Source organism: Acinetobacter pragensis, from assembly GCF_001605895.1.
Lineage (GTDB): Bacteria > Pseudomonadota > Gammaproteobacteria > Pseudomonadales > Moraxellaceae > Acinetobacter > Acinetobacter pragensis.
Window position 1 is genome coordinate 17,115 of the sequence record NZ_LUAW01000016.1, and the last position, 14,900, is coordinate 32,014.

Below are 14,900 nucleotides of genomic sequence, written 5' to 3' on the forward strand. Positions count from 1 at the left end.
AAGATTTTTGAGTTCATATCATGTTAGCGTTAGCACGCAACCAATTCATATTGATCAGTTTATTCAGCATGAGCCTGCTTCAAGGATGTCAATTGGTCACATTAAAGGAGGATAGACTTAGTTCATCTTTAAACAATAAAACAGATAATATTTTAACCAATCAGCAGCTCAGTTCTGCCAGTCAGCATTTACTGTTAATGGTCAATGAAACGGGCGCATCTTGCTTGAGCCAGCTGGAAAACTGCATTGCCAAATTGCGCAGCAATGAAACTTTAGATTCAGAACAGATTTATGCAGCCGCGAGTGAACTTTATTTAGCCCGCGCCTTAGGTGCAGACCAGCATCATGAATGCAAAAAAGATTTGACACAGCAGTTAAGCAAACTGCCTCCAACTAAAATGAAACTGTGTCTGGATCAGCAGCTGGCTGACTTTGATTTAAGCCTGCGCTACAGCTATGTTTACTTGTTTAAATCTGAACAGCCGCCAGAATCACGCTTATTTGATTTGCGTCAGGGACAAGTCCGCACCTTTTATAATGTCGCGCTTTCCCGCCTCATTACCACTTCATATACCCGATTTAACTTTCAGCAGCTGCCGGAAAGCCTGATGCTCGGCGCTTCACAATATAATTTCGACTATCAATACTACCCAGCCCTTGAGCATGCTGCGATTGAAAAACTTCAATCCAGCTACAATTTAAATTTTTCAGGCTTGAATGTAATTAACCGGCAAGAAGGCATCGGGTCAGAGTTTGTATTGGTCAAAAAGCCAAAGGTACAAGGCATAAACCAGCGCTTTATTTTAGACCCTGAACATTATTATCAAGATAAAGCTAACCCCAATATTCATGAAGCGCGCTATTTATCCATCAGCGCAACAGCTGCGCCAAGTGCCGGCAGCAATATTGATGAAACCCTTTCTTTGAAAGCGCCATTGAATATCACGCTCTACAATCCTTATCAGTACAAAACAGCAGACATTAATTCCCGGACTTATACCCTAACAGCCAACTACTCTGTACCTTATGGTTTGTGGCTTTCTGAAAATAAACTCGGAAAATCGGGCTACTGGACGCTGCTGAACAAGGAAGATAACCTGCGTATGCCGCATATATTTATGCTGGAACCCTATCAGCCAAATAAAAAAGTGATTGTCATGATTCATGGCCTTGCCAGCAGCCCAGAAACATGGATTTCATTAACCAATAATATTATGGGTGATCAGAAACTGCGGGATAATTACCAAGTTTGGCAGGTATTTTATTCCACCAATATGCCAATATTTGAAAGCAGATTCCAAATTAATGCCTTGCTTAAGCAAGCTTTTGCAGCGGTGCAGCCGAATACTCCTTCTGCGAAAGACGCCGTACTGATTGGGCACAGTATGGGCGGCATTATCAGCCGGCTGCTGGTGAGTGATGCCGACATTTCTGCGCAAGCCATACCTCTAATGAATTATGAGCAAAATATGCAGCTGCAGCGGAATCCGATTATTCGCGAGCGTTTTGTATTTAAACCGATTCAGCCGATCAGCCGCGCCATTTTTATTGCTGCTCCACATCACGGCACGGCGTATGCTGACCGCTGGTTTACGAATTTAGCTAAAAAAATGGTGGTGCTTCCGCTCAGTTTTTTAAACGATGTGAATGTGCAGATTCCAAATTCAAATAATTCTACAGCCGGATTAGTCAAAACAGGGCCTGCAGATTTAAGTCAAAAATCACGTTTTATGCTGCTGACCAGCAATGTTTTGCCCAGCTCGTCTGTTCCATATCACTCCATTATGGGAAATCAGGCTAAAAGCCATTTAATTGATCAAATGTCAGATGGTATTGTGCCTTATCAAAGTTCTCACCTTGATGGTGCTGTATCAGAAAAAGTGATTACTGGAGGTCATTCTATTCATGAATCCCCTGATGCGATTTTAGAATTGCGACGGATTTTGCGGGAACATCTGGAACAGAATAAATCGGCTAATAATCAATAGGGATCAGTTTTCTAAAGCGGGTTAATCAGTCCTGTAAACATCTTTAAATTAAAAACTGCCTCTATAGGCAGTTTTTTCTGGGTTTATTGCTTAAGCACGGTTTGGCAAAACTGTTAAGCCACAGGCGCCAACGTAAATAACACCTGCCCCGTTTTTACCGTTTGCCCTTTTTCAATGGTAATGGCATCTACACGCATCCGCTCAGGGGCAATAATTGGAATTTCGATCTTCATCGCTTCAATCACGGCAAGTGTTGCACCTTCTTCCACAATATCGCCTGAAGCGCATTCGATTTTCCAAATTGAACCCGGCATATGTGATTCCACTGCACAGCCTCCATCTGGAATCGCCACTGCTTCGCCATCATCCACTGCATCTAAGCTTTCAGAGACGTACTCTGCCAAACCGGCTTCATGCCAGCGGCGGCGCTCATCATCAAAATTGGCTTGCTGCACCGCTTTAAATTCAGCAATTGAGCTTTGATGTTCATCTAAAAAATCATTGTATTCTTTAAGATTCAGCACACCTTCTTTAATACGCAGTTTTAAACGGCCCGCTTTAAAGTCTTCACGCATCTGCATCAGTTCATCTTCAGACACTTCATAAAACTTAATCTGATCAAAAAAGCGCAGCAGCCACGGCATTCCCTGTTCAAAATCAGGATTTTTGCGGTAGCGTGACCACATTTGTGTGGTACGGCCCACAAACTGATAGCCGCCAGGGCCTTCCATGCCGTATACGCACATATATGCACCGCCAATACCTACGGCATTTTCAGGTGTCCATGTCCGTGCTGGGTTGTATTTGGTGGTCACCAAACGCTGACGCGGATCCAGCGGTGTCGCCACCGGCGCTCCCAAATAGACATCGCCTAAGCCCATCACCAAATAATTGGCGTTATAGACCACATCTTTTACGGCCTGTTTATCTTTTAATCCATTAATACGGCGGATGAATTCGATATTGTCGGGACACCACGGCGCATCACTGCGCACAGTTTGTACATAACGCTCAGTCGCCAATTGCGTTTGCGAGTCTTCCCAAGCCAGCGGCAAATACACGGTACGTGACGGTACTTGCATTTGCGTGACATCCGGCAGTTCAGTTTCAGCCACTTGCAGCAAACGCAGCAAATCAATTTGATCCAGTTGAATCGAGTTAAAATGAATTTGCAGCGACCGAATGCCCGGTGTCAGGTCAATTATACCGCTGATGTTTTGATCTTTGACCCATTGCATCAGCGCATGAATACGGAAACGCAGATTTAAATCTAAAACTAGCTCACCATATTCCACCAATAAATAGTTGTTTCCTGCAGGACGGTACACTACATCTGGCGTCCCATTCTGACCTTTTAATGTATCTAAAATGGCAGATTTTAAGGTGCTGTTTTCAGAATAGAATGCGTCATTAAAACAAACTGCTTGAGTACTATTGGCTTGAATTCCTGCATGATATTTTTGATTCAGCAATTTGGCCTGATGATAGCTGACAGGGACAAATTTAACTTTATCGCCTGCTTTCAGCTGACCAAGTTTCCAAAGCTCAGAATGGATCACCACCGCAGGACAGACAAAACCGCCTAGGCTTGGCCCATCTGGCCCAAGAATAATAGGCATATCGCCAGTAAAGTCGATTGCGCCAATGGCATAGGCATTGTCATGAATATTGGACGGATGCAGCCCCGCTTCACCGCCATCCTCACGCGCCCATTCAGGTTTAGGGCCAATCAGGCGAATACCGGTACGGCTAGAGTTAAAGTGAATCTCAAAGGTATTCGCAAAGAAAGTATCAATATCATTTTTGGTAAAAAAATCCGGCGCGCCATGCGGCCCGTACATTACGGCTATTTCCCATTCATGGCTAAAAGCAGGTATTTGATCAGGGTTTAGGGCAACCGTCTCAGTGGATGCATGCGCCGTAATAGGCAGCATATCACCTATCAGCAAGTTTCGTCCGGCATGGCCGCCAAACTGGCCAAGGGTAAAAGTTGCCTGCGAACCTAAATATTCAGGCACATTCAGACCGTTTTTAATACCGATATAACTGCGGCAGCCTGTGGTTATTTTCCCGCATTTTAAAATTTGGCCTTTGCGCACGTTGACTGTTTGCCACATGGGTACAGCGATGCCATCCAATGTTGAAGGCATATCTCCGCCAGTGATTGCAATTTGACTGTCGCAATGGAACTTTAAGGCTGGGCCTTGCAGAGTGCATTCTAAACCAGCTGTATTTGACGCATTTCCAAGCAGCTGATTAGCGACATTTAAAGATAACGGGTCAATAGCGCCGGATGGCGGAACACCAACATCCCAATAACCCAAACGGCCTGTGACATCTTGCACTGCGGTTTGAATGCCGGCTTGCAGTACTTCAATCTTTTGTGTTTTCCATTCAAAAGTATTCAGAAACCGTGTCGTTTGCGTGCCCGCTTTAAATACGTCACCGTCTATGATGTTTTGCAGATATTCAAGATTGGTTTCTATACCGGCAACAGATGTTTTCGCCAATGTATTGGTCATGGCTTGAATTGCAGCCTCTCGGTCATCAGCAGTGACAATGATTTTTGCAATCATCGGATCATAAAATGACGATACCGTGGAGCCTGTTTCTACCCAAGTTTCATTGCGCGCGTTTTCATCAAATTCGACATGGGTAAGAAGCCCAGCGCTTGGCTGAAAGTTTTTGATTGGATCTTCTGCATAGAGCCGCACTTGAATTGAGTGGCCTTTAGATTCCAGTTTCTGAGCTGGCGCGCTCCAAGTGCCTGCCGCCAAAGTCACCATCCATTCGACCAAGTCCACACCAAAGACTTGCTCGGTCACGCCGTGTTCCACTTGCAGACGGGTATTGACCTCTAAGAAATAGAATTCTTGCGTGTCCGTATCCATAACAAATTCAACTGTGCCAGCAGAACGGTAATTGACTGATTGCATCAGCTGAATCGCGACAGTTTGGATATAGGTGCGCTGTTCATCATTAATGTGCGGCGCAGGTGTTTCCTCAATCACTTTTTGATTGCGGCGCTGCACGGAACAGTCCCGTTCCCCCAATGCCAATACTTGCCCTTGCCCATCCCCGAAAATTTGCACTTCGATATGACGTGCATTTTGCACAAATTTCTCTAAATACAAGCCGGCATCTTTAAAATTGGCTTGCGCCAAATATGAAACAGTTGCGTAAGCATCTTTCAGTTCGGTTTCATTCCACACTAAGCGCATGCCAATGCCGCCGCCGCCGGCAGTGCTTTTCAGCATCACTGGATAGCCAATCCGCGCAGCTTCAGTCAGCGCTTCGGCTTCATCAGCCAGCAGGCCGCTTCCCGGCAAGAGCGGAACATTGGCTTGGATTGCCAATTCACGCGCAGTATGCTTTAAACCAAATTCGCGCATTTGATTCGAGTTCGGCCCAATAAAGGCAATACCTTGCGCTTCACACAGATCACAAAACTCTGCATTTTCAGACAAGAAGCCGTAACCGGGATGAATGGCTTGCGCCCCAGTTTGTTTGGCTACGTCTAAGATTTTTTCGACATTCAAATAACTTTGGCTGGCCGGCGCTGCGCCAATATAAACGGCTTCATCGGCCAAGGTAACATGCAAGGAATCTCGATCTGCTTCGGAATATACGGCAACAGACTGAATGCCTAATTTTTTAAGCGTACGAATTACTCGGCAGGCAATTGCACCGCGGTTGGCAATTAAAACTTTAGTTAATGCTGTCATTGCTTATGCCTCCCCGCCTTCATGCACCACCAGCTGAATCGGTGTCGGGTTATAGCCGCTGCACGGATTGTTCAACTGCGGGCAATTTGAAATCAGAACAATCAGATCCATCTCTGCTTTAATTTCGACAAATTTACCTGGCGCCGAAATACCGTCATCAAATTTCAATGCGCCTTCGGCAGTTACCGGCACATTCATGAAAAAATTAATATTGGGACCAATATGGCGGACATTTAAGGCGTGCTTTTGCGCAACCGGGTGTTTTGCCAAAGCATACATAAAGTTGTTGCGGCAGCTGTGCATCGGATATTTATCATGTGCATAGCGCACCGTATTGCTTTCACATGAACAGGCACCGCCCAAAGTGTCGTGTCGGCCGCAGTTATCATCATTGATGACGGCGATAGGCTGCCCGAAATTGCTGTACAGCACGGTGCCTTTTTCAAGGTAAATTTGCTGATTGATCGCTAATGTGTCGGTTGCGCTGTAACGCTCTTCTGGATTGCAGGCAGAGATAAACAATGTATCTACTGCTTGATTGCCTTCAAGATCAATGATGCGGAAATACTGGCCCTTTTTTACTTCGCACATCCATGCTTCACCTGCAGGGCATACTTCGCTTAAAACTGATTTCGTAAATGTTTGCAATACAGTCATGATGCTTCTCCTGCCTTAAAATGATGAAAGTGCGTAATAACGGGCATTATTTTGAAATGCGCGCTGATTTTGCGGACAAGAATCACGGCAGATGTCATTGCCGCTGAGCGCATTGGCTTTGAATAAAGACAATTGAATATTTGAAGGCTGATAAGATGCGCTATTGTCCAAGCCATGCGGCGCAGCAGACAGAAAGACTAAGCAGTCCATTTCAAAACGCAGTTCAATGATTTGATCTGTGTTGTCAGAAGCGGCATAAGACAAAGCGCCTGCATCATTTGGCGTCACTTTTGAAAATAGGTTTACTGTTGCGCTTAAGTCAGTCTGGCTTAAAGAAAATTTAGCCATTTCTACCAGCAATCCATCTAAACCGCTTTGCTGCATGTCATTGCGCGCATCTTGAAAGGCGCAGACACCATATTTTTTTTCGATTTGTTCAGGCCGGCTTGCACCGCAAAAAGTATCATTCCATGCATGGTCATCTTTAACAATGGATGCCATAACACGGCCTAAGTCTGAATACAGCACATTGCCTGCAGTAAGATAGGCTGTATGCTGGCCTTTTAAACTGTCAGGCATGTTGTAGCGTTCTAATTTATCTTCTGCATTTACACAGAACAGGGAAACATTGGCATTTTGGCTGAGTGCCTTAAGCTGTAAAATTGCGCCTTTGCGGATGCGTCCAGACCAATGATGCCCGCCCGGCAGCGTTTCAGTCCAAAGAGTTTGGTTGTCGTGGTATGTTTGTTCAAGTTCGCCCATGCGCTCTACCTCTTAAGGTTGCTATATTTAACCTCCCGGGCTTTTATCCCTCCGTGCAGTTCTTGCGAACCGTGAACTCTCGGTCTCAGGCACAGCTGCTGCTAAAATCAGACTGTCGGAACCCTAGATCACTTTATGTTATTGAGGTAAATGCAAATGACGTGCCAATTTAGTATTACGTTTTTACGTATTGGTAATACTTAAATATGATTTTTCTGTACAAATTCAGTGCAGTTTTCAGAAAGTGCCTTAAAAATGCACCAAAATTAAAAATCCCCGCAATGGCGGGGATTTAATTTTTAAACTTAATGAAGGCAATGCCGCTGGCAAAGTTTCAGCTGATGAATGAGAAATAAGGCTTACTTTACTAAAATGTCATGAAACATATGCCGAAGCCACTGATGGCTGGTTTTATGATGGCATGACATATGCCAATACTGCTTCACCCCATAGCTGGGGAATGCAATTGGCGCATCAAAAATTTTTAGATTGCCACGGGAAAGCAGCACTTCACTTAAATAATACGGTACGGTAGCAATTGCATCTGTATCTTGCACAACAAGGCCGACCCCTAAATAACTGGGCAGGCGCATTAAAATATTGCGTTTCAGTTCAAGATTCAGTAGCTCATTTTCAATATGGTAATGCCCCATTCCTGCATCAATATCGATATGCGATTCAGTTAAGTACTGTTCAGCCGTTATGCTGTCACCTGTCAGGCGCGGATGATCTTTGGCCGCAATAACCACATAATATTGTTCAAATAATTTTTGCTGATAAAAACCATTTTCTAAATGCGGTAAAAAGCCCAAAGCTAAGTCGATTTCGCCATTCGCCATTTGATAGCTGGTTTCTGAGGTAATCGGACGCACATTCAGCCGTACATGCGGCGCATTTTTTTTCAAATATTGCGAAATTTTAGGCAGCAGTACCAAGTGTGAAACATCCGTCATTGCCAATGTAAACTGCTGATGCGAGACAGCCTGATCAAAATCAATGGTGAAATTATTGATAATCTCGACTTTGCTTAACGCTTCGCTGACTAAGGGAAACAGCTGTTTCGACAATTCTGTCGGCACCATTTCATTGCCGATCCGTAAAAAAAGCGGGTCATTATAGTGCTGACGAATTTTATTTAAAATATTGCTGACCGTTGGCTGGCTCATGTCTAAATGTTCAGCCGCCAGCGAGACGCTTTTAAATTTATAAACGTAAAAAAAGATACTGAGTAACTTACAGTCCAGCTCAAACACGAAGGATAATTTCCTATTTTTCAATCATTAACGGCAAATAATCCATTAAATGCCAATAAATAAACGGTTCCAAGGCTTAAATATTACTGCTAAAGGCTTAAAGTTTCTAGAGCGGTTATTCTAGTTTTATCCATTCTGCCGCTTTTTAAACAGTTGTTGCAGCCTGTTAAAATATTTTTGCCGTCTGCTGTTCGTGCGTTCTTTCACTCTATATGCTTTTTATGTCACGGTTTTATTTGAATTATTCTGCCGTCTTCTGGCTATAGCCTTTATTTTAGAGGCCCCTCGCCGCATAATTCATCCACCTACTACCGGATATTGATTTATGCTGCACAATAAAAAATTGGTCTGCTTTGATTTAGATGGAACACTGATTGATTCTGTAGGGATTTGGAATCAAGTCGATGCCAAGCTGATAGAAGATTTGTCTGGTCAGCAGGCTGATTTAGCGCTGATCCAGCAGCAGCGGGATCTGCAGCTTAAAAAATTTAAACATTGCGCTGATCCCTATCTAGAATACTGTGGCTATCTAAAAGATAGTTATGGAATTGAAAGCTTAAGCCAAGATGACATTAAGAAACACCGCTACAGTATTTCGCACTACTTTTTAGACCATGTTATTCAGCTTAAGCCTCAGGCTGAAATGTTTGTGCAGAAGCTGCAGCAGTCCGGCATTCAAACCGCCATTACCACCACAACCAGTTTCAGCAATATTCAGCGCTATCAGCAAAACAACAGCCTCATTAACAGTAAATTGAATTTTGCCAAGGACTTTAATTTAATTTTAACTCGTGAAAATGTACAAAATATCAAACCGCATCCCGAAGTGTATTTAAAAGCTTTAGAATTTTTTAATCTTCAGCCCGAAGAGTGTTTAATTATTGAAGATTCAATTATTGGCATAGAAGCAGCAAATCAGGCAGGGATTCAGGTTGCTGCAATTTATGATCAGTATTCAGAACATGAAATGACAGAAATTAAAGCTAAAGCAGATTATTTTGTACAGGATTTTAAAACTTTATTGAATTTTATCACCTAAAAAAAGATGCCTTGAATTCAATTCAAAACATCTTTTTCTTCAATCCTTATTGAACTTTTTTGTAGATTGAACCAGAGCCGACCAGATTTCCGGTTTTTTCATCTATGGCAAAATTAATTGCGCCAGTGCCTGTATTGACCTGCAGCAATCCGCTTTCATTTACAGAGGCCGGAACTGGATTTTTCTTTTCAGTTTTACCGCTGGCTTTATCTTTTAAAGTATTGCTGATGAAATATGTCTCACCATTTGGGGTAATCACCAGCGCGTTTTCAAGCTTTGGATCTTCTAAGGTGTTTTTCCAAGTTCCTTGGTAATCCGGCGCTTTAGTACAGGCAGTTAAAAGCAGTAAAAGTGTGATTCCTGACAAATATTGAATATATTTCAAAATTTTGACCTTGCGTGTTGCGAAGCAGGCATTATAAAAATAATTGTTTTTGGATTAAGCGGCTTCTTGTTGTCCAAGCGTTTCGGCTGAATCAGCAATGTTTTTCTTTTGTCTGTTTTTTGAAAGCTATGTACATCTTTAATGACGTGCAACTAAAAAACCCATCTGATGATGGGTTTCCAGCGGCTTTGTACCATTTAACCCACAGTACAGTTAACCTGCAGCTGTGTTCCGCATTGTGCCATTTTCTTCAAATTCGGCATGCCAAGACAGCGCTTCCGCTAAAATATGCGGCGTCTGACCGCCATGCTCACAAGCGCGTTCAAAATAGTTTAAAAGCGCAGCACGGTAATCTGGGTGCGCGCAAATTTCAATAACCTTGCGCGCCCGTTCACGCGGCGCAAGTCCGCGTAAATCCGCTAATCCCTGTTCTGTGACCAAAATATCCACGTCATGATCGGTATGGTCTGTATGGCTGACCATAGGCACAACCGATGAAATAGCGCCACCCTTTGCAATTGATTTGGTTACAAAAATCGCAATATGCGCATGACGGGTAAAATCGCCGGAACCGCCGATGCCGTTCATCATTTTAGTGCCCGCAACATGGGTGGAATTTACGTTGCCATAAATATCAAATTCAAGCGCAGTATTGATGGCAATAATGCCTAATCGGCGAATAATTTCGGGATTGTTTGACAGTTCCTGCGGACGCAGCATGATTTTATCTTTGTATTGATCAAAGTTTTTCATCACATGAGCCGCGCAAGGCTCAGACAACGTCATTGAACAGCCAGATGCAAATTTCATTTTTCCAGAATCAATCAGCTGGAAAGTACAGTCCTGAAGCACTTCTGAATACATTTCCAAATCATGAAAATTTGAATGTTCAAAGCCTGAAAATACAGCATTGGCAATAGAACCGACACCTGATTGCAGCGGACCTAAATTTTCAGGTAAACGCCCTGCTGCCACTTCACCTTCAAAAAAAGTAATCAAATGCTGCGCGATCGCTAAAGTTTCTGCATCAGGCTCATCCATTTTAAAAGATGTATCCGGCACATCATTCAGGACAATAGCAGAAATTTTTTCTGGACTGACATTAATGCCAATAGTGCCAATGCGGTCACCAGCCTGCGTCAGCGGAATCGGATCACGGTTTGGACGCGGCTTAGGTACATAAATATCGTGAACGCCTTCTAAAACCGGGTTAATCGTATTGTCAATTTCCACAATCACATGATCAGCCATTTCAATAAAATTCGCTGAATTGCCGCATGAACCTGTCGGAATGATTTGCCCATCTTCGGTAATTGCCGTAGCGGCAACCACAGCAACAGTGATGCGCGGTAAATTATGATGACGGAGGTTATCTGCCATTTCAGACAAGTGCTGGTCAATGTACATGACTTCACCAGCGTTGATTGACTTACGCAAGCCGGGATCGGCCTGATATGGAAACCGGCGCTCAATCGCATGCGCCTGATTCAAACGCCCATCAATGCTGTTGCCCAGACTTGCGCCAGTGGCCAGTGTAATTTTTAAAGGATGCTTTTCTGCATAATCAGCCAATACTAGCGGTACTGTTTTTGCTTCACCTGCACCGCCAAAACCGCTTAAACCAACGACAGAACCGTCTTTAATTAATTGAATCGCTTCTAATGGCGACATGACTTTATCGCGTAGGGAGACTAAGCGAATACGTTCTAAACCGTTCATAATAAAAATCTCAAAATAAACATCAATATATTTCCTCCATCCCAGCGTGCTGAAATGAAGCTAGTTATTGCTTATCTAAAAATTAAAATTGAGTTTGAATTAGACTAATTCAACTGCAATTGCTGTCGCTTCACCGCCGCCGATGCACAGCGCAGCAATGCCTTTTTTACCGCCTGTGCGCTTTAATGCATGAATCAGCGTCACAATAATGCGTGAACCCGATGAGCCCAAAGGATGGCCCAATGAACACGCGCCGCCGTTTACATTGACTTTAGCTTCGTCCAAGTTAAAGCCATCAATTGCCAGCATCGTCACCATAGCAAAGGCTTCATTCACTTCCCAAAGATCGACGTCTTTTGCATCCCAGCCGGCTTTTTTCAGCACTTTTTCAATTGCACCTACCGGAGCAATAGTGAATTCTGAAGGATGCTGTGAATTTGTCGCATAAGCTGCGACTTTTGCCAGCGGCTTCAGACCGCGCTTATTGGCAATTTCTGCTGATGTAATCACCAAAGCAGAAGCGCCATCAGAAATTGAGCTGGCATTGGCGGCTGTAATGGTGCCGTCTTTTTTGAATGCAGGACGCAATGTTGGAATTTTTTCCGGTTTTGCGCTTAAAGGCTGTTCGTCAGTATCGACAACAATATCGCCTTTGCGTGTTTTAACCGTGACAGGTGTAATTTCGTCTTTAAAGAAACCGCTTTGAATGGCTGCTACCGCTTTGTTCAATGAGTTGATGGCAAAAGCGTCCTGCTGCTCACGGGTATAGCCTTTTTTATCGGCCATATCTTGTGCAAGAATGCCCATAGACAGGCCAGTTTCTGCATCTTCCAAACCTTCTTGGAACATATGGTCTGTGGTTTTACCATGCCCCATGCGGTAGCCGGCACGGGCTTTTTCCAGTAAATACGGTGCATTTGACATCGACTCCATGCCGCCTGCCACCACAATTTCTGCAGAACCGGCTTTAATTGCATCGGCTGCCTGCATGACGGCTTTCATGCCAGAGCCGCAAATTTTATTAATCGTTGTCGCGCCAGCTGAATCCGGCAAACCTGCCTGACGCATGGCCTGACGCGCTGGGCCTTGTTTTAAACCTGCGGGCAATACGCAGCCAAAAATCACTTCATCAATATCTGCAGGCACTAATCCAGCGCGCTCAACAGTGGCTTTAATCACCGCAGCGCCTAAATCGGGGGCAGTACACGATGAAAGTGAACCCTGAAAACCGCCCATTGCTGTACGAACACCATCTACAATTACAATCATTTTTTATTACATCCTATTTATACATTTTGTATGCCCCAAGAAGCATAAGCGCTTCTTGGGACTTTTCCATCATTTTGAAAAAGCTTATGCCTTAGACTTAAGACTGAGCGGTGAAATATTCAGCTGGAAGCTGCATAATCAATTCAGCGCCGGCTTTAATGCGCTGCGCGCGCGCAGCTAAATCCGGCAGCACTTTGGCAACGTAATAATCTGCCAGCACCAGTTTGTTTTGGTAGAACGGCTCTGGTTTCGCTGCCGCCGCTTGGCTGATGCGTGCAAACATATACACAAAACTGAGCAAGCCTACCGCATGTAAGTAATCTACTGCCACGGCATTGCTGAAATCAGGCGCTGTTTTAGACTGTTCAACAATAAATTGAGTTAAGCCTTCAACGTCGCTGCACACCTGAACCGCAGCGGCTTTTACTTTAGAATCGGACATTGAGGCTGCAAATTCACGGATTTCAGCAATATATTCAGCAATAAATGCGCCGCTGCATTTCGTGGTTTTACGGCCAATCAAATCAATGGCCTGAACTCCGTTGGTGCCTTCGTAAATCTGAGAAATACGCAAGTCACGGATGCATTGTTCCATGCCCCATTCACGGATATAGCCATGGCCGCCAAAGCACATTTGCGCTTCCAAAGCAGAATCCAGCGCTTTATCTGTCAAATAAGCTTTCGCAATCGGTGTTAACAGCGCTACACGGTCATTGGCCTTGCGTACGGCCTCTTCATCTGTAGAGAATTTGGTAATGTCCAGCTGCTGGCCCACATAGACTGCAAAAGCGCGCGATGCTTCGTTATTGGCGCGGATATTCAGCAGCATGCGGCGCACGTCTCCATGCACTAAAATTGAATCTGCCGGTTTTTCAGGTGATTGAACACCTGTGGCTGAGCGCCCCTGCAAGCGGTCTGTAGCGTATTGCGCTGCATTTTGATAGGCAAATTCTGCTGCGCCAATACCTTGAATACCCATCGACAGGCGTTCATAGTTCATCATGACAAACATGGCGGCTAGGCCTTCATTTTCTTTGCCTACGATAAAGCCTTTCGCGCCATCAAAGTTCATCACGCAGGTTGCAGAACCTTTAATACCCATCTTATGTTCAATTGAACCAGCTGCGACGGCATTGCGTTCACCAATTGAACCATCCGCATTGACATGGAATTTCGGCACAATAAACAGTGAAATGCCGCGTGAACCCGCAGGCGCATTCGGCGTTTTTGCCAGAACCAAGTGAATAATGTTTTCACTTAGGTCATGTTCACCGCTGGTAATGAAGATTTTAGTGCCGCTAATGCTGAACGAGCCGTCTGCATTCGGTTCGGCTTTGGTTTTAATAAGGCTTAAATCAGTTCCTGAATGCGGTTCTGTCAGGCACATGGTGCCCGACCATTCCCCTGTATAAAATTTTGGCAGGTATGTTTCTTTTTGCTCTTGCGATGCGCGGTCATTGATGGCCATGCCTGCACCAACGGTCAGTAAGGGGTACAGCATAAATGACGGATTGGTACTCCAGATCATTTCATCTGCCAGCACAGTCAGCATTTTTGGCATGCCTTGGCCGCCAAACTCTTCAGAAGCGCCTAATCCCACCCACCCGCCTTCAGCAAATTGCTTGAATGCTTCTTTAAAGCCTGCTGGCGTTTTAACTTCACCATGATTAAATTCTGCACCGCCGCTTTCATCCGAACTGCGGTTTAAATCCAAAATGACATTTTTAGAAAACTTGGCCATTTCTTCTAAAATTGCATTGGCAGTCGCCATATCAACATGTGCAAGATTTTCATTGGCCTGCCAGAATTCGTCTGCCTTGAAAACATCATTTAAAATGAAGTCCATGTCTTTGAGCGGCGCGTTATAAATTGGCATAGTTGCTTCCCTTATACATTGAATGCTGACTGTTAAATGAAGCCATCATTTTTTAAGATAAAAGTATCCTAAGTGAAACCTGCAAGGCGATTTCAACTGAGTAAAATATGTAAAATTTTCGTTCAATGTTCGGCATAATTTATCACTAAAAAACATTGAAATAGCACAAAATGACCTGTGCAGCGGCGGGTTTATTAGAGCTGCGATCGGGCAGATAAAAATTGGAT

General features: G+C 44.1%; 10 protein-coding genes and 1 riboswitch. Of the genes, 2 read left to right on the forward strand and 8 right to left on the reverse strand.

The features are described 5' to 3' along the window. Positions 1-20: 20 nt before the first annotated feature. Positions 21-1,988 (forward strand): esterase/lipase family protein, encoded by a 1,968-nt coding sequence (locus AZH43_RS07150; RefSeq protein WP_067668169.1) that lies wholly within the window; start codon positions 21-23, stop codon positions 1,986-1,988. Between the two features lie 113 nt (positions 1,989-2,101). On the opposite strand, the gene uca is transcribed toward AZH43_RS07150, so the two are convergent. From uca to AZH43_RS07170, 4 genes are all read right to left on the reverse strand, one after another. Next, positions 2,102-5,713: an urea carboxylase gene (gene uca, locus AZH43_RS07155; protein ID WP_067668171.1), complete on the reverse strand. Its 3,612-nt coding sequence runs from the start codon at positions 5,711-5,713 to the stop codon at positions 2,102-2,104. 3 nt (positions 5,714-5,716) lie between these two features. Continuing rightward, complete coding sequence (locus AZH43_RS07160) at positions 5,717-6,370, reverse strand: urea amidolyase associated protein UAAP2 (RefSeq protein WP_067668173.1); 654 nt, start codon at positions 6,368-6,370, stop codon at positions 5,717-5,719. 15 nt (positions 6,371-6,385) lie between these two features. Continuing rightward, the gene (locus tag AZH43_RS07165) at positions 6,386-7,132 is read right to left on the reverse strand and encodes an urea amidolyase associated protein UAAP1 (RefSeq protein ID WP_067668176.1); all 747 of its coding nucleotides are present in this window, start codon (positions 7,130-7,132) and stop codon (positions 6,386-6,388) included. A 30-nt stretch (positions 7,133-7,162) separates the two neighbouring features. Continuing rightward, positions 7,163-7,270, reverse strand: a riboswitch (guanidine-I (ykkC/yxkD leader). 221 nt (positions 7,271-7,491) lie between these two features. Next, complete coding sequence (locus tag AZH43_RS07170; RefSeq protein WP_067668178.1) at positions 7,492-8,385, reverse strand: LysR substrate-binding domain-containing protein; 894 nt, start codon at positions 8,383-8,385, stop codon at positions 7,492-7,494. A gap of 325 nt (positions 8,386-8,710) precedes the next feature. Between AZH43_RS07170 and AZH43_RS07175 the strand changes: the two genes are divergently transcribed. Beyond that, positions 8,711-9,424, forward strand: coding sequence for an HAD family hydrolase (locus AZH43_RS07175; RefSeq protein WP_067668180.1), 714 nt, complete (start codon positions 8,711-8,713; stop codon positions 9,422-9,424). Positions 9,425-9,470: 46 nt separating this feature from the next. Here AZH43_RS07175 and AZH43_RS07180 read toward each other — a convergent pair whose 3' ends face one another. From AZH43_RS07180 to AZH43_RS07195, 4 genes are all read right to left on the reverse strand, one after another. Next, positions 9,471-9,809: a hypothetical protein gene (locus AZH43_RS07180; RefSeq protein WP_067668182.1), complete on the reverse strand. Its 339-nt coding sequence runs from the start codon at positions 9,807-9,809 to the stop codon at positions 9,471-9,473. Between the two features lie 213 nt (positions 9,810-10,022). Beyond that, positions 10,023-11,528 (reverse strand): succinate CoA transferase, encoded by a 1,506-nt coding sequence (locus tag AZH43_RS07185; protein WP_171254441.1) that lies wholly within the window; start codon positions 11,526-11,528, stop codon positions 10,023-10,025. Positions 11,529-11,627: 99 nt separating this feature from the next. Continuing rightward, a complete protein-coding gene (locus AZH43_RS07190) occupies positions 11,628-12,797 on the reverse strand; it encodes a thiolase family protein (protein ID WP_067668187.1) in 1,170 nt (389 codons plus the stop codon). A 97-nt stretch (positions 12,798-12,894) separates the two neighbouring features. Next, the gene (locus tag AZH43_RS07195; RefSeq protein WP_067668189.1) at positions 12,895-14,673 is read right to left on the reverse strand and encodes an acyl-CoA dehydrogenase C-terminal domain-containing protein; all 1,779 of its coding nucleotides are present in this window, start codon (positions 14,671-14,673) and stop codon (positions 12,895-12,897) included. Positions 14,674-14,900 lie beyond the last annotated feature (227 nt).

What these genes read in the sequence shown, in the direction of transcription:
- AZH43_RS07150 (WP_067668169.1), top strand. Translation starts at nt 21, where the DNA reads ATGTTAGCGTTAGCACGCAACCAATTCATATTGATCAGTTTATTCAGC.
- uca (WP_067668171.1), bottom strand. Translation starts at nt 5,713, where the DNA reads ATGACAGCATTAACTAAAGTTTTAATTGCCAACCGCGGTGCAATTGCC.
- AZH43_RS07160 (WP_067668173.1), bottom strand. Translation starts at nt 6,370, where the DNA reads ATGACTGTATTGCAAACATTTACGAAATCAGTTTTAAGCGAAGTATGC.
- AZH43_RS07165 (WP_067668176.1), bottom strand. Translation starts at nt 7,132, where the DNA reads ATGGGCGAACTTGAACAAACATACCACGACAACCAAACTCTTTGGACT.
- AZH43_RS07175 (WP_067668180.1), top strand. Translation starts at nt 8,711, where the DNA reads ATGCTGCACAATAAAAAATTGGTCTGCTTTGATTTAGATGGAACACTG.
- AZH43_RS07185 (WP_171254441.1), bottom strand. Translation starts at nt 11,528, where the DNA reads ATGAACGGTTTAGAACGTATTCGCTTAGTCTCCCTACGCGATAAAGTC.
- AZH43_RS07190 (WP_067668187.1), bottom strand. Translation starts at nt 12,797, where the DNA reads ATGATTGTAATTGTAGATGGTGTTCGTACAGCAATGGGCGGTTTTCAG.
- AZH43_RS07195 (WP_067668189.1), bottom strand. Translation starts at nt 14,673, where the DNA reads ATGCCAATTTATAACGCGCCGCTCAAAGACATGGACTTCATTTTAAAT.